The 19,391-nt window shown below is 55.3% G+C and carries 16 protein-coding genes; 13 read left to right on the forward strand and 3 right to left on the reverse strand.

Translation table 11 applies throughout. The features are described 5' to 3' along the window. Nucleotides 1-126: 126 nt before the first annotated feature. The gene (locus H567_RS0104045; protein ID WP_028320419.1) at nucleotides 127-1,620 is read left to right on the forward strand and encodes a pyruvate carboxylase subunit B; all 1,494 of its coding nucleotides are present in this window, start codon (nucleotides 127-129) and stop codon (nucleotides 1,618-1,620) included. A gap of 198 nt (nucleotides 1,621-1,818) precedes the next feature. Here H567_RS0104045 and H567_RS26880 read toward each other — a convergent pair whose 3' ends face one another. Further along, nucleotides 1,819-2,349: a TraR/DksA family transcriptional regulator gene (locus H567_RS26880; RefSeq protein ID WP_051184470.1), complete on the reverse strand. Its 531-nt coding sequence runs from the start codon at nucleotides 2,347-2,349 to the stop codon at nucleotides 1,819-1,821. Nucleotides 2,350-2,476: 127 nt separating this feature from the next. Beyond that, a complete protein-coding gene (locus H567_RS0104055; RefSeq protein ID WP_028320420.1) occupies nucleotides 2,477-2,761 on the reverse strand; it encodes a hypothetical protein in 285 nt (94 codons plus the stop codon). Between the two features lie 212 nt (nucleotides 2,762-2,973). On the opposite strand from H567_RS0104055, the gene tmk reads away from it, so the two are divergent. From tmk to H567_RS0104110, 11 genes are all read left to right on the forward strand, one after another. Beyond that, entirely contained in the window at nucleotides 2,974-3,663 is a 690-nt protein-coding gene (gene tmk / locus H567_RS0104060) for a dTMP kinase (RefSeq protein WP_153306046.1), read from the forward strand. Continuing rightward, nucleotides 3,642-4,670 (forward strand): DNA polymerase III subunit delta', encoded by a 1,029-nt coding sequence (gene holB, locus H567_RS0104065; RefSeq protein ID WP_028320422.1) that lies wholly within the window; start codon nucleotides 3,642-3,644, stop codon nucleotides 4,668-4,670. Before tmk ends, holB begins: the two co-directional genes overlap by 22 nt. Nucleotides 4,671-4,833: 163 nt before the next feature. Then, complete coding sequence (locus tag H567_RS23030; RefSeq protein ID WP_035253431.1) at nucleotides 4,834-5,667, forward strand: PSP1 domain-containing protein; 834 nt, start codon at nucleotides 4,834-4,836, stop codon at nucleotides 5,665-5,667. Nucleotides 5,668-5,678: 11 nt separating this feature from the next. Next, nucleotides 5,679-7,589, forward strand: a complete 1,911-nt coding sequence (gene metG, locus H567_RS0104075) for a methionine--tRNA ligase (protein WP_028320423.1) — start codon at nucleotides 5,679-5,681, stop codon at nucleotides 7,587-7,589. Continuing rightward, nucleotides 7,589-8,359, forward strand: a complete 771-nt coding sequence (gene xth, locus H567_RS0104080; RefSeq protein ID WP_028320424.1) for an exodeoxyribonuclease III — start codon at nucleotides 7,589-7,591, stop codon at nucleotides 8,357-8,359. Before metG ends, xth begins: the two co-directional genes overlap by 1 nt. Before the next feature lie 208 nt (nucleotides 8,360-8,567). Further along, nucleotides 8,568-9,698, forward strand: coding sequence for a glycosyltransferase family 2 protein (locus tag H567_RS26885; protein ID WP_051184471.1), 1,131 nt, complete (start codon nucleotides 8,568-8,570; stop codon nucleotides 9,696-9,698). A gap of 313 nt (nucleotides 9,699-10,011) precedes the next feature. After that, a complete protein-coding gene (locus H567_RS0104090) occupies nucleotides 10,012-11,556 on the forward strand; it encodes a glycosyltransferase (protein ID WP_028320425.1) in 1,545 nt (514 codons plus the stop codon). Nucleotides 11,557-12,100: 544 nt separating this feature from the next. Continuing rightward, nucleotides 12,101-13,162 carry a methyltransferase domain-containing protein gene (locus H567_RS29520; protein WP_084516855.1) on the forward strand — a complete coding sequence of 354 codons (1,062 nt, stop codon included), beginning with the start codon at nucleotides 12,101-12,103 and terminating at the stop codon, nucleotides 13,160-13,162. A 67-nt stretch (nucleotides 13,163-13,229) separates the two neighbouring features. Continuing rightward, nucleotides 13,230-14,705 (forward strand): glycosyltransferase family 2 protein, encoded by a 1,476-nt coding sequence (locus H567_RS0104100; RefSeq protein WP_028320427.1) that lies wholly within the window; start codon nucleotides 13,230-13,232, stop codon nucleotides 14,703-14,705. A 351-nt stretch (nucleotides 14,706-15,056) separates the two neighbouring features. Continuing rightward, a complete protein-coding gene (locus H567_RS0104105) occupies nucleotides 15,057-16,460 on the forward strand; it encodes a protoporphyrinogen/coproporphyrinogen oxidase (RefSeq protein ID WP_028320428.1) in 1,404 nt (467 codons plus the stop codon). Nucleotides 16,461-16,502: 42 nt separating this feature from the next. Then, nucleotides 16,503-17,423, forward strand: coding sequence for a glycosyltransferase family 2 protein (locus H567_RS0104110; protein WP_028320429.1), 921 nt, complete (start codon nucleotides 16,503-16,505; stop codon nucleotides 17,421-17,423). Nucleotides 17,424-17,538: 115 nt separating this feature from the next. Here H567_RS0104110 and nth read toward each other — a convergent pair whose 3' ends face one another. Continuing rightward, nucleotides 17,539-18,201, reverse strand: a complete 663-nt coding sequence (nth, locus tag H567_RS0104115; protein ID WP_028320430.1) for an endonuclease III — start codon at nucleotides 18,199-18,201, stop codon at nucleotides 17,539-17,541. A 585-nt stretch (nucleotides 18,202-18,786) separates the two neighbouring features. On the opposite strand from nth, the gene amrA reads away from it, so the two are divergent. Further along, nucleotides 18,787-19,374 (forward strand): AmmeMemoRadiSam system protein A, encoded by a 588-nt coding sequence (gene amrA / locus H567_RS0104125; protein ID WP_028320431.1) that lies wholly within the window; start codon nucleotides 18,787-18,789, stop codon nucleotides 19,372-19,374. The last annotated feature ends 17 nt before the right edge of the window (nucleotides 19,375-19,391 follow it).

Genomic DNA, 19,391 nt, shown 5'->3' on the forward strand with positions numbered 1-19,391 from the left:
ATTTTGTTTCTCCTGGTCGCATTTCGCCCCCGCTGCCGGGCGGCATCCTCCCCCCGAACCACATCAGACCGCTTGCACATCATGGGAAACAGGTGCCAACCGAATCTTATTATTGGAGGTTTCAAGATGGACAACTTTCTGGAAAGCGGCCCCAAAAACCCCCTGAAGATTCAGGATAACACCTTTCGTGACGGTCATCAATCACTCCTGGCCACCCGAATGCGGACCGAGGATATGCTGCCCATAGCCGAAAGGATGGATCAAGTCGGCTTCTGGGCCATGGAGGTCTGGGGCGGTGCCACGTTCGATTCGATGCATCGTTTCCTAGGCGAAGACCCCTTCGAACGGATCAAGACCCTCAAGAAGCATATTCGAAAGACCCCCTTTTCCATGCTCCTCAGAGGTCAAAACCTCGTCGGGTACCGCAACTACGCAGACGACGTCGCACGGCTCTTCGTCGACAAGACCTGCGAGGCGGGGATGGACGTCTTCAGGGTGTTCGACGCCCTGAACGACTTCCGCAACTTCGAGACCGTGGTCGAACGCATCAAGGCCAACGGCAAGCATTTTCAGGGGACCATCTGCTACTCTCTGACCGAGCGCCGGATGGGGGGAGAGGTCTTTAACCTGGACTATTACACCCAGAAGGCAAAAGAACTTCAGGACATGGGTGCCGACACCCTGTGCCTGAAGGATATGGCCGGTATCATGTCCCCCTTCGACATCGCCAAGCTCATCACCGCTCTGAAGAAAGAGATCACCATCCCGATCCACCTTCACACCCATTACACGAGCGGGATGGCCTCCATGGTTTACCTGGAAGCCGTCAAGGCCGGCGTCGACATCGTTGACACATGCCTCGCCCCCTTCGCCTTGCGCACATCCCAGCCTGCGGTGGAACCCATCGTCGCGACGCTTTTCGAGACCGTCCGGGACACCGGGTTCGATCTCTCCCTGCTTCTGGAACTCGGGGAGCACATCGAAACGGTGGCCCCCAAATATCGAGATTACCTTGCCAAACACCGCATGTCGGTCATCGACACCGGCGTCCTGCAGCACCAGGTGCCCGGTGGAATGATCTCCAATCTGGTCAGTCAGCTGAAGGAAGCGAAGGCCCTCGACCGGCTGTCGGAAGTCTACCGGGAAGTGGCGGTGACGCGGAAAGAACTGGGCATGCCGCCGCTCGTCACCCCCACGAGCCAGATCGTTGGCGTCCAGGCGGTCTTGAACGTGCTTTTCGGGCGCTACAAAATGGTGACGAACGAGGTCAAGGATCTCGTCTACGGGCTGTACGGAAAAACCCCGATCCCGGTCGACCCGGAGGTTCAGAAGAACATCCTGAAAGGGTACAAGCGGGGGGAGACACCCGTAACCGGGCGGGCGGCAGACTATCTTGAGCCCGAACTCGACAAGGCCCGCCAGAATGCCGGGGACCTGGCGAAAAGCGACTTCGATCTCCTGATCGTCGCCCTCTACCCAAGCACCGGGGTGCGCTTTCTCAAATGGAAATACGATCTGGAAGAGCGCCCTAAAGAGGTTGCAGCTAAAACCCTCGAAGATATCCGCAAAGAGGATGAGGCCATGGCTGCAGCCATCGAACAGGTCTGCAAAGCGATGTAAACCGCGCCGGTCGAACCGCCGCAGGTCCTTGCCGGAGGTTTGAAGGATCAAAATGTTTTGGGGGCGCCGGCCGGCGCCCCCATTGTTTCATTCGGTATTTCGGGTCATCAGAAGCAAACGCCCTTCCCGACCCCTAAAGCTCCCTCGAGGATTCCCACACAAACAGCTGCGCTTCAAAGCGTCCGAAAGACCGGTTCATCACATGTCCGAAGTGGATTCCTCGAGCTCCGCTGCATCTCCATCCACACCTGCGCTCAGATCCATCTCATAAAGGGAAAGATCATCCTCCACCTCGTCGACCCAGCCGATATCATCCCACTCACGCTTTTTACCCAGCCCGGAGCGGTGGGCAGCCAAATCGCGCATGTGGGAAAATTTTTCGAGGTCGCTTTGGCAAACCACGCAGAGTGTGGTCTCCGGCACGATCAAAAGCCTTTCCATGGGAATCTGCTCGCCGCATTCCTCACACAGGCCGAAACTCCCATCCTTCATGACCTTCCTGATCAGCCGCTCGATGTTTTTCAACTCCCTTGTCTTCCGCTCGATCAGGCTGTAATTGCTGCAGGCCGAAATCTCCCGCTGCGCGTGGTCGGTTTCATCGTTGCTGTTGTCATCCGAAAAACGATCGTAAAAATCCTTCTGGTTGGCAACCAACTGCCGCAAGGTCTCCTCGTACTCCAGCTTTCGGCGCTCGAGTTGATCCAAGAAATCCTTCCTGCTTTCCTGCATGGCGCCTCCCTCCGGAAAAGTCCCCTCTTTGATAAGTACCCCCAAGTAGCTCACCTCGATAAAAAAATGTTAAAATTCTAGATCTTCTTCCTGAAGCGTCGGAATAGTAGCCACTTTTGAAAGTTTGTCAATAGAGAAAACGCCTTGAAGGTAAACACGGGCTCTTTCTCCTAAAAAACCGACCGGGATGCTCACGTTTACTGCCAGGCCAAACAAAGGCCGCCCTCTCAGGCCATCCTTTTGCCCCTTGCCTGCCGATGCCCTTTTGACCTATAATTCCTCCCATCTTCAAGAGGGTTTCCATCGGGAAATGGTCTTTTTGGCCAATCTCGGCGTCAATCTGCACGTTTGCTTGTGCGGCGACCTGCAGGCCGCCTCCGCGCAAACTCTTGATTTCCTTGATATTAACCAAAAATCCTCATTTCCGGATTGGAAACCGGGTTCTGCCGGGAAATCATTTCCGGATGGATACAAGAGGGCTTTTTCTTCACCGGCCTCAGCGGTCAGCCCACCGTTTCGCGCCGTATTCCGGTTCGGACGCGGGCTGTCCACCCAACAGAGCCGGAATCTCTATCCATTGCCGGGGAGCAGCAGTGAGATGATTTTGCTTATAAACAAAGGACGTTGGCCGTGTTCATAACCTTCGAAGGAATCGAGGGGTGCGGCAAATCGACCCAGGCCAGACGACTCGCCCGCCGCCTGGAGGAGCGCGGTGTTCCGACCCTGTTTACGATTGAGCCCGGCGGGACGCGCATCGGCGGGGACATCCGGCGGATCTTGCTGGATGCGCGCAACTGGGATCTCTCCCCTCTGGCGGAGCTTTTTCTTTACGAGGCGGATCGCGCGCAGCATATTTTCGAGGTCATCGACCCGGCCCGCGAAGCCGGCCAATGGATCGTCTGCGACCGCTTCTATGACGCCACCACGGTTTACCAGGGTTATGCCAGGGGGCAGGACCCCCTTTTCGTTGCGTCGCTGAATCGTACGGCCACGCGCGGCCTCACACCGGACATCACTTTCCTTCTCGACTGCCCCGTCGGCGCAGCGCTGGCGCGCGCGCGGCAACGGGAAGCAGAGGTGAACCCCGCCGGCCCCTCGGGCCAAGACCGCTTCGAGAAGGAGTCCGAGGCCTTCCACCAGTCCGTCCGCGAGGGCTATCTGGCCCTCGCCCGTTCGGAAGGGCTCGGTGGGCGGTTCCGCGTCCTCGACGGAATGTTTTCCATCGAACGGCTGGAAAACGAGATCTGGTCCGTGATCCTTCCGCTGTTGCCAGCCCTCCCAAGCAAGAAACCATGTCTTTTTCCGACATCATAGGTCAATCGAGGGCGATCCGTTTGCTCCATCAAGCCATGGAGCGGGATCAGATGCCCCATGCCTACCTTTTCACAGGCATCCGGGGCGTCGGCAAGACCTCGACCGCACGCGCAATGGCCATGCACCTGAGTTGCGCTGCTCCGGCCGAAGAAAAAGGGTGCGGACGGTGCGCGCCCTGCAGGCAGATCCTCGGCGGAAACCACCCGGATCTGCTTTTCGTGCAGCCTGAAGGCGCGAACATCAAGATCGATCAGATCCGCGGCCTGAACCGCAGACTCGCCTTCGCCCCCGTTTCGGCACCCTACCGCATCAGCGTGGTCCAGCAGGCGCAGGCCATGACAGAGGAGGCCGCCAACGCTTTCCTGAAAACGCTCGAGGAGCCCCCTCCCCGCAATATTCTGATCCTGCAGGCCGTCGAACCAGGAGACCTTCTCCCGACCATCGTTTCCCGCTGCCAGCGGATCGCCTTCCAGCCCCTCGATGCACAGGAGATCGCCGTCTGGCTGACACAGCATCGCCAAACCGAACCCGAGTCCGCGAGGACCGCGGCTGCGATCTGCGGTGGCAGCCTTGGGATGGCACTGAAAATGGTGGCAGGCCCCTTCCTCGAAAAACGCAGAAACTGGCTGCACCAGTTGATGGAGCTCTCTTCGAAGCCGGTGGATGCCGTTTTCTCGCTTGCAGCGGAATGCGCCGCCGAGGATGCGAAGGGGCGCCTCGAGCATTCCGAAAACAATCTGCCGGGGCTGCAGGATCTTCTGTCTGTATGGGAGAGCTGGTACCGTGACTTGCTGCTCCTGCGGACGGATGCGACCGATGAGCTCCTGATCAATCGTGATTTTTCACGGCAGTTGAAAAAGAGTTCCGAACAGTTTAAAATAAAAAGTTTAATGGACAGCATCTTCAGGCTGGACCGGGCGCGGCGCGATATCTTGAAAAATCGCAACACGGGCCTCGTGTTGACCCATTTGATCTTCGGTCTGAGAAAAGGCTCCACGCCGCTGTGAAACCCGCCTTGCGCGCTGAACCCCAGACCGATGGGCCGGGTCTTTCCGATTCGGAAACGGAGATGGCCGATTCACAGGGATAACATGCCGCTTCAGCGCGGGGGCGCCTGAACGGCGGCCCGAAGACAATGTGGAAGGCATCGATGAAACAGCAGGAAACACGATGAGCAAGATCGTCGGCATCCAATTCAAACCCGATGGGAAGATATACGAATTCGAATCGGGGCACTTTGTTTTGAGCAAGGGCGACAAGGTGCTGGTAGTGACCGAAGAGGGTCCAGCTGTCGGGTGCGTCTGCACGGAGCCGCGAAACCGCCCACCGCAGCTTCCTTCAAAGCCGCTGCAGAAGGTCTTTCGGCTCGCCACGGATGAAGAAATCAGCCGTTTCGAGGAGAACGCGCGTCTGGAGCAGGAGGTTTACGAAGCCTGTCTCGAGCGGGTAAAAGCCAGGGAGCTCCCCATGTGCCTCGTCGGCGTGGAACGCAGGTTCGATGGCAGCAAATTCATCGTTTTTTTCACGGCGGACGGACGAGTGGATTTTCGTGCCCTGGTCAAGGACCTCGTCAAAAAATTCCGCACCCGAATCGAGATGCGCCAGATCGGTGTACGTCATCAGGCCAAGATGGTCGGCGGCCTCGGCACCTGCGGACGCCCGCTCTGCTGCGCAAGCTTCCTCAGCAACTTCGAGCCCGTGACCATCAAGATGGCGAAGGAACAGAATCTCTCGCTCAACCCGACCAAGATTTCGGGCATGTGCGGAAGACTGATGTGCTGTTTGTCCTACGAACACTCCTTCTATGAAAAGATGAAGAAAAACCTGCCGAAGATCGGCAAAAAGGTCTCCACGGATCAGGGCGAAGGGCGGGTAGTCCGGCAGAACGTGCTGCTGGAGACCCTGACTGTCGTCCTCGAATCGGGGGAAGAAATGGAAGTGGGCATCGGCGATTTGACGAAAGACGGCCTCTTCAGAAAAAAGAAGAAACCACCAAAGGAGTAACCAGGATAACCTTGTCGACCTTTTATATCACCACACCGATATACTACGTCAACGCGGAGCCGCATCTCGGGCACGCCTACTCGACGATCGTGGCGGACGTGCTCAATCGCTTTCATCTCCTGCGCGGGGAAAAAACCTTCTTCCTGACCGGAACGGACGAGCACGGAGACAAGATCGTGAAGGCCGCAGAGGCCGCGGGCGAATCCCCGGCTGATTACGTCGACCGTATCAGCGCGATGTTCCGCCGACTCTGGCCCAAACTGAACATCTCCCATTCGCATTTCATTCGGACCACCGACCCCGCGCACAAAGCCGTTGTCCAGGCCATCCTGACCCGCGTGAAAGATCGGGGGGACATCTATTTCAGCGAATATGAAGGTCTTTACTGCTACGGCTGCGAGCGTTTCTACACCGAACGGGAACTGGTGGACGGGAAGTGCCCGGATCATCAGACGCCGCCCGAGGTCATCCGGGAGGCCAATTACTTTTTCAGGATGAGCCGTTACCAGGATTGGCTCCGCGATCATATCGAGCGGAACCCGGGCTTCATCCGTCCCGAACGGTATCGCAACGAGGTGCTCTCGTTTCTGAAGGAGCCCCTGGAGGATCTCTGCATCTCCCGCCCCAAATCCAGGCTCGAGTGGGGCATCCCCCTGCCCTTCGACGACCGTTTTGTCACTTATGTCTGGTTCGACGCCCTGATCAACTACATCTCCGCCCTCGATTACCCTGACGGCGAGGGCTTCAAGACCTTCTGGCCCGCAGCGCAGCACATCATCGCCAAGGACATCCTGAAGCCCCACGGCATCTATTGGCCCTGCATGCTGAAATCGGCCGGAATCGAACCCTACCGGCATCTGAACGTCCACGGCTACTGGATCATCGACAAGGGCAAAATGTCCAAAAGCTTGGGGAACGTGGTGAAACCCCTCGACATGGTGGACCGCTACGGCCTTGACGCCTTTCGTTATTTTCTGATGCGCGAGATGGTTTTCGGGCTGGATTCCGACTTCAGCGAAGAGGGCTTCATTGCGCGCGTCAATGCGGACCTCGCGAATGACCTCGGGAACCTGGTCAGCCGCAGCGCAACGATGGTCAACAAATTCTTCGACGGGCGATACCCGGACACGCAGGGGCCGACGCTGCCGATCGATGACACCCTGAAGGCCCATGCCCTTGGGCTCGTAGGCCGTTATACCGCATATATGCTCGAGCCCGCCTTTCACAAGGCCCTGATGGCGGTCTGGGAGGTCATCAACCAGGTGAACAAATACATCGACGAAACCGCGCCCTGGGTCCTCGCCAAATCCGACCGCGGGCGCCTCGGCACCGTCATCGCCCACATCCTGGAAACCCTTCGGATCGTTTCGGGCCTGCTCTGGCCGTTCATGCCCGAATCCGCCGAGAAGATCCAGGCGCAGCTCGGCCTTCCCCGCTCAGGCCGCGATCTGACGCTCTCCGACCTCGAGGGCTGGGACAAAAAGGGCCTCTTTTCGGCCATTCGCACGGGCCCCGCCCTTTTCCCCCGAATCGAGGCGCGCAAACAAACGCCGGCGGCCGCGTCGAAACCGGCCAAAAAGGACGAGCCCCTCCCCGAGAAACCCGTCATTTCTTATGAGGACTTCGAAAAGGTGGACCTCAGGGTGGGGACCATCCTCACCGCCGAGGCCATCCCGAAGTCGAAGAAACTGCTCAAGCTGACGGTGGATGCCGGAGGGGAGCGCACCGTCGTCGCCGGGATCAAGGAGCATTACAGCCCCGAGGACCTGCCTGGGAAACAGGTCCTGATCGTCGCCAATCTCGCCCCGGCCACCTTGATGGGAGTCGAATCGCAGGGGATGATCCTGGCCGCATCCGATGAAAACGGCCTCCACATCCTCCTGCCCGAACGCCCCAAGAAACCCGGCACACGCGTCAAGTGATGAAGATCGCGACCTTCAACACCAATTCCGTCAGGGTCCGGCTGCCTTCACTCATCCAATGGATGAAAAGCCAGCAACCGGACCTGCTTTGCCTTCAGGAAATCAAGGTCCAGGACAAGGACTTCCCCGCCGCGGCATTCGAGGAAATTGGATACCGTTCGGTTTTTAAAGGGCAGAAGACTTACAACGGCGTGGCGATCTTGAGCAAACTCCCCGGCGAGGATATCCGCACGGCCCTTTATGGCACCGATGACGAAGAGGCCCGTTTCGTCGGCGGCCGCTACCGTGATTTTCACCTCGTCAATGTCTATGTCCCCCAAGGTTTCTCGACGGACAGCGACAAGTTCGCCTACAAACTCCAATGGCTCGAGGATCTCCTGGCCTACATCCGGGAGCACTTCACTCCCGCAGACCCCCTCCTGGTCGTGGGGGACTTCAACGTCGCGCTCGACGACCGGGATGTCCACGATCCAAAGCACCTTGCCGGGCAGGTCGGCTTTCACCCGGAGGAGCAGAAACGCCTGCGCGCCCTGCTCGACTGGGGGCTCACCGACCTCCTGCGCCGGTTTCACGAGGGCGGCGGCCTGTATACCTTCTGGGATTACCGGGTGCCCAAAGGGTTCAAACGCAATATCGGCTGGCGCATCGATTATATCCTGGGCACGCCCCCCATGGCGGAGCGTGCCATAAACGTCTGGATCGACCGCGAGGCGCGGGGCGCCGACAAGCCATCGGACCACACCTTCCTTGTTGCTGAGTTCGAAGGGTGAGCTTGTTTAAGTGCTTACAGCTTCGAGAGAGTTTGCTCTGAGAACTGCTGAATCTCTCTCCTTAGTGGAATGGTTTGGCCTGGCCGATTCCAATTGGAAAATCGTTTCAATGGCACCGACCGCCTAAATGCATAACACTATTCAATACCGATCGGCTCCTGATGCGCGCCTTCTATTGGCGAGCAGTCGATAACAGTGTGAATCAACTATGACTTCTTTCGCTATCACCATTCCCAACCTTAATCAAAGCCGTTTTCTGACGACCGCGCTCGAAAGCCTGCGGCATCAAACAGCACCTTTCGAGATCGCCTTGATGGATGGAGGGTCCACTGACGGCTTTCCACATGTCGCCGAATATTACACGGATATCATCACTTATTCGCGATCAGGGAAAGACGGGGGCCAATCCGCCGCCATTAAAGAGGGGTTCGATAGAGTATCCGGAGATATAGTAGCCTGGCTTAACGCAGATGACTACTATTTTCCTGACACCTTGAGAAAGGTAGCTGATTGCTTCGATAAGAACCCGGATGTAGACGTCATCTATGGCAATGCGGTCTTTGTAACCCCGGAAGGATTCTTTCTGTCATATTATCCTTCTGTAAAACATTGCCAAGATATTTCCGAAATATACAAGGCGTGCATTATCTGCCAGCCGGCATGCTTTGTCAGACGTAGGGCCTACGATGAAATTGGAATGATAAATACATCCTTGGTGTACACCATGGATTGGGATCTTTGGTGCAGGCTTGCTAAAAAGGGGGCTAAATTTCTCTACCTACCAGAAGTATTGGCCGCTGTGCGCTATTATGAGGGCACTAAGACATTAAGTTGCAGCATGAGACGTTATTGGGAGATATACCGCATTGAGCTTCTTTATAACCATTTCATCCCGTTTGTTACTATTGAATTCATGGATTACGATGTAATCGTTTTAAATAAACAAACAAAAACGACAAGGGCATTCAGGCAGTTTTATAACAAGGTCTACGCACCTTTTAAATCCACATATCGCAAGCTTTTTCAGCGTCAAGATGTCTCCTATGAAGGCCTATTGTATGGATTTCACCGGTGGGATCAGATCGTTGAAGGAACGTGCAAAATTTATCTTCCTTGGTATGAAAAACAATTTTGGCGGAATCTCAAATTAAAAGCAGCACCATTGGATTTCAATTATGAAATCAGCATAGACGGCAGGAAAGTTAACGCTCCAACCTTGGAGGATAATACCCTTATTCAACCTATACCCCCATCGAATGGACACGCTCACGAAATCAGAATTTCAAGAACGGGGGAAAAGCCATGGCGGTTTGGCTCTCTGACTAGCGATCTCGCCTAAAGCCTTTAGAATCATAAATGATTACTTTATGCCTTTTTGTGGAGTCATTTTATAAAAACAACTTTTGAAGGAGTAAACACCCGCATCCCCTTTTGAAATCATGACCACTTTTAAACTACTGCTGGAAAAACGTATCATCAGGCGCTTCAGGCGAAGTCGCGCGTTTTCTCGCTTCAAGGGAACTCTAAACCGGCATGTGGCCGCTCCATTTCTGAGAGGAATTCTTCATCCTTCAGGCATACAGGAACATCGATCTTTCCCCGCTTTACGTCTGCTCTGGGACATGCCAAACCCTCCTCTCCTGAGCGTATTGATGCCCATCTATAAGCCCGATCTTGGGCTTTTCAAAAAGGCCGTTTCGTCCGTTCAAAGACAATGCTACCCCAATTGGGAGCTCTGCCTTGTCGATGATGGATCCAATGATGAACACCTCATCAGTACGTTCCAGAACCTGGAAGGGGATGCACGCATCAAGGTTTTTCGTTTCAAAATGAACGAGGGAATCTCCGCCGCTATCAACAAAGCCGCAGCATTGGCCAACGGTTCATACTTCGGAGTCCTGGACCAGGATGATGAACTGCATTCGAGCGCTTTATTGGAATATGCACGGGTCATAACCCGCAATCCTGAAGTGGATATCATTTATTGTGATGAAGATAAAATCGATGAAAAGGGTCGTTTCTGCTCCCCTTGGTACAAATCCGACTGGAATCCCGATATGGCGCTCTCTTTCAACTATGTCATGCATTTCGTGCTCTATCGATCCAGTCTTTTTCGGGCCCTCGGAGGCACTCGGACTCGTTTCGACGGATCGCAAGATTATGATCTTCTTCTGCGGGCTGTCGAAAAAACCGGTCATATTCACCATATTCCCAAAATCCTCTACCACTGGAGAATCAGCGCGGGGTCCATCGCCGGCGGACCGGAGGCAAAACCCCATGTATTCGTGAAAGGTTTGGCTGCGCTGAATGACGCCTTGCACCGCAGGGAGATCCAGGGCTCCGCCGAACACGCTCCCGATGCATGGAAAGGCGTTTACCGTGTTCGCAGAAAAATCAATCGCCCCCATACAACGAGCATCCTCGTTCTTCTAACCGGCAATCCTGATCGACCATTACCACTTTTCAGGAGCATCGCTGCCCTCATTCCGAGTGCTGATAGAGAAATCATCTGTATGGATCCGTCCATCCCCGAAGCCGGCAAAACAACCATGGTTCATAATATCCCCATCACCTGTGTTGCATCTCCCGACAAAGCGCTGAATAATGTTCCGGCTTATTTCAATGCGATGGCCCGAAAGGCTCGAGGGGATTTCCTCCTTTTCCTCGATGACACCATGGAAATTCTCTCTTCCGAAACACACTTCGCACTGCTCGAGCAAGGTCAGCGTTCCGAGGTCGGTGCCGTTGGCGGCAAAGTCTTTTACCCAAATGGGTTCCTCGAACAAACGGGCATCATCCTGGGTCCTTTTGGTCTTTTCGCTTATGCCAATCGAGCCAGTCCGGATGATGTGGGGTATGTCGGTATCAAACGTATGATCGCAAACTACAGTGCCATAATGGGACTCGGCATGATGACCCGCCGACTGCTTTTTTTTGAACTTGGCGGCTTCGACGAACAGTATGACAACTATTGCTGGGATGCAGATTACTGCCTTCGGCTCCGCGAGCGACGTTTCCTTATCACCTCTACCCCATACGCAACTTTCAGGCACCATATCCCTGCTCGGCCAACACATCTTGGGATATCCAGCCAAGACACTGCAATTTTTAAAAAAAGATGGCATCACGTGATTGACAATGACCCTTATTTCAACAAAAATCTTTCGCGTTTACGTGAGGATTTTTGGCCTGGATAATATTGACTATGTATTTCCACCCATTCAATATATTTTTTATATAACATTTCGTATTACTGAATTTTCGAATCACAAAATAAAATATCATTCAAACCAGTCAATTCATATTTATTGATTTTATAGTCTATGTGCAGTTTTAATCTACTGAGTTTCCGGCCGGAAATGATCTTCCTTTCTGCATTGGAAACTTCGTTTTGATGGATAATTCTTTCCAGGCGGACAAACAATAATTACCAACCCGGAATGGCCCTGTGGAATATTTTTGTCCCTGCCCTACCGGGAAATAACTTGCGTCTATTCGGAAATAAAGCTTAGAAAAAACAATAGTTTCCAGGCCGGAAACGAGGACCTTTCGCCAATATCAAGGAAATCCAGTGTTTGCGCGGAGGCGACCTGTAGGTCGCCGCACAAGCAAACGCGCGGGTTGAAGCAGAAATTGGGCAAAAAGACCATTTCCGGACGGAGACTAACTTATGTCTGACTTCATTCTGTAAGTGCAGGGAACTGCACCAACGCAGGCTCAACGGAAATTTTCGGGATAAAAATGAATGAAATTTTGAGCCCCTGGCTTGAATCCCTTCGATGCCCCGACTGTGACGCCCATCTTTGTGCAGACCATCACGCATTGCTTTTTTGCCGAAATTGCGGGAGGATTTTCGATTCCAATGACGGGATCTGGAATCTCCTCCCCACCCGCGTTTCCCACAAGCAGGAAAAGGATAGAGAAAAGACCGGCTGGCTTTACAAGACCAAGGCGGCGGAGCAGGGGGGATGGAGCCACCCGGCTGAACACTATCTGGCATTACCCGATCACCCACACCCCTATTATCAGGCAGCACTGCGGTATCTGCAGATTGTCATCGCGTACGGCCGACCCTGGTATGGACGGCGCACTCTCGAACTTGGGGCAGCCGAATGCTGGGGCACCCGCCATCTGGTGGAAGCCGGGGCGGTGGGGGTAGCTCTGGATTATGACCCTCATCGTATGGTATACGGTCAGATATTGCTGGACAGGCTTCCCGTTCAATTCCTTCGGATTCAAGCTGATGCTGAAAACCTGCCTTTTGCCGATCAATCATTCGAACGAGTATTCTGCTGCTCTGTCCTGCATCATTTTCCCGATCTCGAACGCGCCGTGCGCGAAATATCCCGCGTTCTTCGCCCTGGAGGAATCTTTTTCGCCATCCACGAAGCCTATCATCCGCCTTACTACAGGCGTCAGAAAATCATACAAATGAGCGAAGACACGGCACACAATCTTTCTGTCGGGATCAACGAGCAGTCCTACACTGCAGCTCATTACCGGCGCCTTTTTCATCGTGCCGGGCTCAAAGCCGAGTTTATTCAACCCGGGTGGGATGTGCGGGAAGACAACGGCGGTCTTCGCATTGAACCAGGCATAAACGTCTACTCAAGGCATTCTCCTCCGTCGGCGCTGTCCGCCCGTGAATGGCGCAGGGGCCTGGTCGGGTTTCTCTCCAGGCTCATCCTCAAGACCAGGATATGGAAAATCTTATCATCTCCTTCGATTTTCCCCCTCCTACGCTTTCAGCTCTTGAATTGGACGGTCAGAGAAAAAATCCTTGTCGGGAAGAAACCGATCTAGCAGGAGACCGTCGTGGTTCGGCTTTTCCACGACCTCCCCGCGATTTAAATGACAGGAGAGGCATCTTTTGGCAACCAGAGGACTTCACCAGGAGAATGAAAAACCGGCGCCTTTCATCTCCATCATCATAGTCACTTGGAACAAGAAGAAGGATGTTCTCAATCTCCTCGAAGCGCTTTCCAAACTCGATTACCCGGTAGATCGCCTTGAAACGGTGCTCGTCGACAATGCATCGACCGACGGCACCACTGAACAAGTCCATCTGAAATACCCGGCCGTCCATATTCTGAAGCATCCTGAGAATCTTGGGGGGTCGGGTGGATTCAACGCGGGCATGCGTTGGATTCTTGCAAACAGACCGAACTCCGATTACTTGTGGCTATTGGACAACGACGTTCTCGTACCCCCTGAATCTCTTGACATGCTGGTCCGTGCGCTTGAGTCCCGACCAGACGCAGCCGTCTGCGGCTCCAAAATTCTCGACCAGCAGAATCCCGAAGAACTGATCGAGGTCGGGGCGTATATCGATTACCGGCGCGGTGACATCCGTCAAAACAGGGGAACAACCCATCAGCAACCGGGGACAGACGGCATCGAAGAGGTCGACTATGTCGCCGCTTGCTCCCTGCTCGTCCGGGCCTCTGTCTTGAAAAGCGTAGGCCTATGGCACGAGGATTTCTTCATTTATTGGGACGATATGGAATGGGGCGTACGCTTCAAGACTTTCGGATACAGGGTGCTGGCTACACACCATTCGATCGTTTATCATCCCAGCTGGGCAGGCAGAACCTCCGACAAATCCGTTGTCTGGAGGAACTACTACCGTGCCCGAAACGGGCTGTGTTTTTTCAATCATTACTCCAGCGGCCTGAAAAGAAGGCTTATCCTGGGACGAATGATTCTGCGCTTCCACCTGATCGGAGCAAACAACTGTCTTCGTTCTGAAACCGCCGTTTCCGATGCGTTCTCCGAAGCCATCGACGATTTTTTCAGGGGGCGTTACGGCAAGAAAAGCCTTTCGTTACCGGAGTCCAATCTCGAAAGATTTATAAAGATCAGGAGACCTGAGGACATTTTTGTTTTTTTGCCTCGAGAGACGATGGTCCAGATGGCGGAGCCGATCCTCGCTCAGCTTCTCCTGTACGAAGGTGCGTTCCGCCTGCACCTTATTGTATCCAACACCGAGTGGAAAGACCGGCCTTCTCTTTTCCATAGAAACAACCTTCTGACGTTCAAGCCTAATGCATCCGGCGGCATCACCATGATCGACAAGATGCGGCTTCTTTTATCGATCCGCAGTAAGATGAATAGGAATCCTCTGTTGATCACGCCGCCCCTCACACCCCGATTTCTTGCGATGACCGGTCTCCCTATCGCAAAAGTGGATTTTGAAAAAGGCGAAACGATCACTATCCAACAGTTGAACGTCCCCCTCCTATTGCGCAGCTCCTGCAAAACGGTCTGGGACGTCTTCAGGGCGCTGCTCGCACCCCCGAAAAGGATTTGGCGCATTTCTGAGGCCATTGACCCGGATCCCTCGTGACATAGTCTGCATGCCTGTGTTATGTAGGGTCCATCCGAAAATGAAGCTTCCGAATACGAAATAGTTCCAAGGCCGGAAACCAGGATTTTTCTTCACAAGCTGCGCGAGCTCAGTCCCACCGCTTCACAGCGGGTCCCGGTTCAGCCAAAATCGAGAAAATCAAGCGATCGCGCGGAAACGTATGAATCATCCACCGCACAAGCACGCAAGCAGATTGACGCCGAGATTGGCCAAAAAGACCATTTCCCGGTAGAATCCAGTTTCCAATCCGGAAATGAGGTAGCTTACGAGCCTTCTTCCTTATGTGATGAAGCGAATCTTCAGAAACGCTAAGATGTAACGGATCTGCTTATGCGCGTTATCGTTCTCGGAGGCGGCCCTTGCGGCCTCGGTGCAGCCTGGCGTTTGCATGAACTCGGACACACGGATTGGGCCCTGTACGAAGGAGGCCGGAATTGGGGCGGGCTCGCAGGCTCCGAACAAGATCACGAGGGTTTCTGGTGGGATTACGGAGGGCATGTCCTCTTCTCCCATTACCGCTACTTCGATCGTCTGATGGCCGAGCTCCTGGGAGACTCTGACGGTTGGGTATTGCACCGGCGCGAATCCTGGATCTGGATCCAGAACCGCTTCGTCGCCTACCCCCTGCAACAAAACATTCGCCACCTGCCGAAGGAGGTTCTCTGGCCGTGTCTGCAGGGTTTACTCGATATTCACAATGTTCCCTCCGCTGCCCCACCACGCCATTTTGACGAGTGGATCGAGGCAAACTTCGGCCGGGGACTGTCTGATTGCTTCATGCGCCCCTACAACCGCAAAGTGTGGGCCTATCCTCTTGAAGAGATGGACTGGAATTGGATCGGTGAGCGCGTCGCCCCGACCAATCTAGCCGCAGTCCTTCGGAACCTGATTTTCGAAAAGGATGAACGCTCGTGGGGCCCCAATGCCCAATTCCGATTCCCCCGGCTCGGTGGAACCGGATCCATATGGCGGACATTGGCTGCAAGGCTTCCTGAAAACCAAAGATCTCTCGAGAAAAAGGCCGTCAAGCTCGATCCGGCCAAGCGAACCCTGCTCTTCGAAGATGGGACCATCGACGGGTATGACCGGTTGATCAGTTCGATTCCCCTGGATGCTTTGCTCGCCATGATCGATGGAGACTCCGGCCTGCCGGGCGGAAGCGGACTGATCCACACCGCCACGCATGTCGTAGGACTCGCTTTGACTGGCAATCCGCCGGAGGAGCTTGCGGACAAGTGCTGGATGTACTTTCCTGAAGACGAGTGTCCCTTTTACCGCGCCACCGTTTTCAGCAATTATTCTCCCAACAATATTCCGGATGTTGACCGCTTCTGGTCCCTGCTTCTCGAGGTCAGCGAAAACGCGCAACCGGCGGGAACACATCACCCGCCGGAAAAAATGACCGATTCAGTCATCCAGGGGGCAATCAACACACACCTGATCACCGACCGTTCATCCATCCACCACACCTGGCACCGCCGCCTCCCTTATGGATACCCTGTCCCGACTGTCGGACGCAACGCGGTTCTTTTCCCGCTGCTCCGGCAGCTTGAAAACCATGGGATCTATTCACGCGGCCGCTTCGGAGCCTGGCGTTATGAAGTGGGAAATATGGATCACAGCTTGATGCAGGGCGTCGAAGGCGTCAACAGCCTCCTGGGCGCCGGCGAAGAACTGACCTTATGGTATCCGGCGATCGTCAACGCCCCGCATCCATCCGGTTCGAGACGCTGAGGGAGAGAAAAACTCGATGCCTGTTTCTTTTTGGTTTTGCGCATGATCGACGTTGTCATCGTCACTTACAACCGGAAACCGCTCCTTTTTCGCAATCTCGACCGACTGGAATCCTCTTCGCTGATTCGAAAAGTGATCGTGGTAGACAATGCCTCCGCGGATGGCACTCTTGGAGAAGGCAGGGTCCGCTATCCTGATGTCCACTGGATCGCGTCGACCGCCAACGAGGGCTGCATCGCCTGGAACCGGGGCATGGAAGCCGTCAGAACCCCATGGGCATTGATCCTCGACGATGACTGTTTTGTTCAGGATGACCCGCTCGAGCAAGCCTGTGCATTCGCGGCACGCACGCCGTCCATCGGGCTGGCAGCATTCAATGTCATCAGCGAGAAAACCGGCTCATCAGAGTGGGGCGCAACCATTGACGGCATCCGTACCGCCACGGATTGGCCCAATGCGATCGGCGCCTGCATGCTCACCAACACCCAGGCATTCCGCAACGTCGGCGGATACAAAGATTTTTTTCTGTGCTTCAATGATCTGGAACTGGCTCTCAACTTGTGGCGAAACGGCTACCGTGTCGTTTTCCATCCGGACTGGACAGCCTGTCATCTCGGGCCCCGGCCGGCCCCTTCAAAACGGCGCTTCGCCTACGAAATCCGCAATCTGCTCTGGACGGCATGGGGGCATCTGGATATGCCCTTCTGCTTCGCCCTCACTCTCAAGTTCGTTTCGGCGGCCATCTTCGACCTTTCGGGGCGTCGCCTCCACGAGCAAATCCTGCGGCCTGCCTGGACGGGGATCCAAAAAGGGTGGCTGATGCGCGACAGGTCCAAACCGAAAGTTCCTCCTCATATCCGCAGACTTCTTTTCAAGAACCTGTTTCTGAGCGGCCGCACCCGGTCTCTGAGGAACCGTCTGATGCCCCCCCTTCAGCCACGATCAGTCAAAGATCATGATTGACCTTTCCCTGGAGCAGGTTTGCTTCTGAAAACCATGTTCTGTAAGCCTCACATTCGGCGTCCTGTTTTCAAGTCAAAAAGACGCGCCAACTCCGCGGGCAACAGGCATACGGAGGTCATGTCATCTTTGCAGCCGGACAAAGATGGGCGACCGGGCAGCGTTCGTGGGCAGGATTGCGGGCTTTGCAGATTTCCCGCCCGTGGTAGATGAGGATGTCGGAGAAGCGCCTCCAGCGCTCTTTTGGCAGGAGGCCGGCGAGATCGGTTTCGATTTTGTTGGGGTCCGTGTTGGTCGTGAGGCCCAGCCGCTGCGCGAGGCGTTTCACGTGGGTGTCGACCACGACGCCCGGGACATCGAAGGCGGCCCCCAGCACGCAGTTGGCAGTCTTCCGGCCTACTCCGGGCAGCTTGAGAAGCTCCTCCATCGTGCCGGGCACCTGCCCGCCGAACCCTTCCACCAGCCCCTTGCAGGCGCCTTTGACGGATTTGGCCTTGTTGCGGAAAAAGCCGGTGGGGCGGATGTCTTCCTCCAGTTCCTCGATGGGAACCTTCACATAATCTTCGGCGCTGGGGTATTTCCGGAAGAGCTTTTCGGTCACCTGATTCACCTGTTTGTCGGTGCACTGGGCCGACAGGATCGTAGCGATCAGCAGCTCGAGCGGGTTTTTGAACTTGAGGGCCGTCTTCTCCTGGGTGTAAAGCGGATCGAGGATCTCGAAGATCCGCGCTGCGCGCTCACGCTTTTCCTCCCGGGTTTCTGCTTTCTTTGGCTTTGCCACGGTCGATGTCCTTTCGATAGGGGATTGCTTCGTTCGCTTGACGATCTTCTCTTCGACCACCCGTGCCGCCAATCATACCCCACTGCGCCCGAATGCGGCAGCAAAAACGCCGCGCCCATAGTCCGAAGGATCATGTTCGATTTCCACCCTGTTGTCCAAGACAAAGACTGCCCAAAAGAGCGTGAAATCCTCCCCCCACGATCAGTGGAGGCACCGGGGACCGCCTGGAAGGGGTGTGCGTAGGCGCAGCGTCTGAAGAAACCGGGCTCCGCCTCGATGAAGGGGTAGCACTGAATCCCTGGAAAGGCCCCGGTTTAGAGCGGGTACAGGAAGAGCCCACAATGCCTGTCAAGGCGCCGGTACAGCCCCAAGGAGTGCCCTGAGACCGGCTCCAAGGCCGGCAAAGAAACGTTGACACAGGGGCGTATGGTCTTATGATGATGATGTGAATTTAGAAGACGCCGAGGATTTCTGGAAGGCCGGGACTCCATGCCTGGCGGAGGATCTCTTTTCCGATGTCGTCTTTCGCACCGAGAGGACCCTGCAACCGCCAAGACCTGCCATGCACGAGAAAGGACATAGCCCATGGAACGCGAAGATCGACTCACTTCCGAACAGGGGCGTTATCTGATCGATGTCGCCCGCAAAACGATCGAAAAGGCCCTGCGCAAGACCCCGGCGGAGCCCGACTCGAGCGGCGGACGCCCGGACGCCGGCCTCTTTCACGTGCGGCGAGGGACATTCGTTACGCTTACCAGGGACGGGCAGCTGAGGGGCTGCATCGGACATATCGCCGCCCAGGCGCCGCTGATCGAAAGCGTCCGTGAAAACGCCCTCAGCGCCGCCTTCCGAGACCCGCGGTTCCGCCCGCTCTCGGCCGATGAACTCGACCGGATCGCCATCGAGGTCAGCATCCTGACCGAGCCCCAGCCCCTGGCCTACACCGATGCCGCTGATCTCCTCGCCAAACTGCGGCCCGGCGTGGACGGCCTCATCATCAAGAAGGGATACCACCAGGCGACCTTCCTCCCCCAGGTCTGGGAACAGTTGCCCCGGAAGGAGGAGTTTCTGACCAACCTGTGTCTGAAGGCCGGTTTGGACCCGGAAGCCTGGCGCAAAGGAGACCTGGAGGTCCTGACCTACCAGGTGCAGGCCTTCGAAGAAGAATCCTGACGCTGCAAGCTTGGTTG

It is taken from the genome of Desulfatiglans anilini DSM 4660, assembly GCF_000422285.1.
GTDB lineage: Bacteria > Desulfobacterota > DSM-4660 > Desulfatiglandales > Desulfatiglandaceae > Desulfatiglans > Desulfatiglans anilini.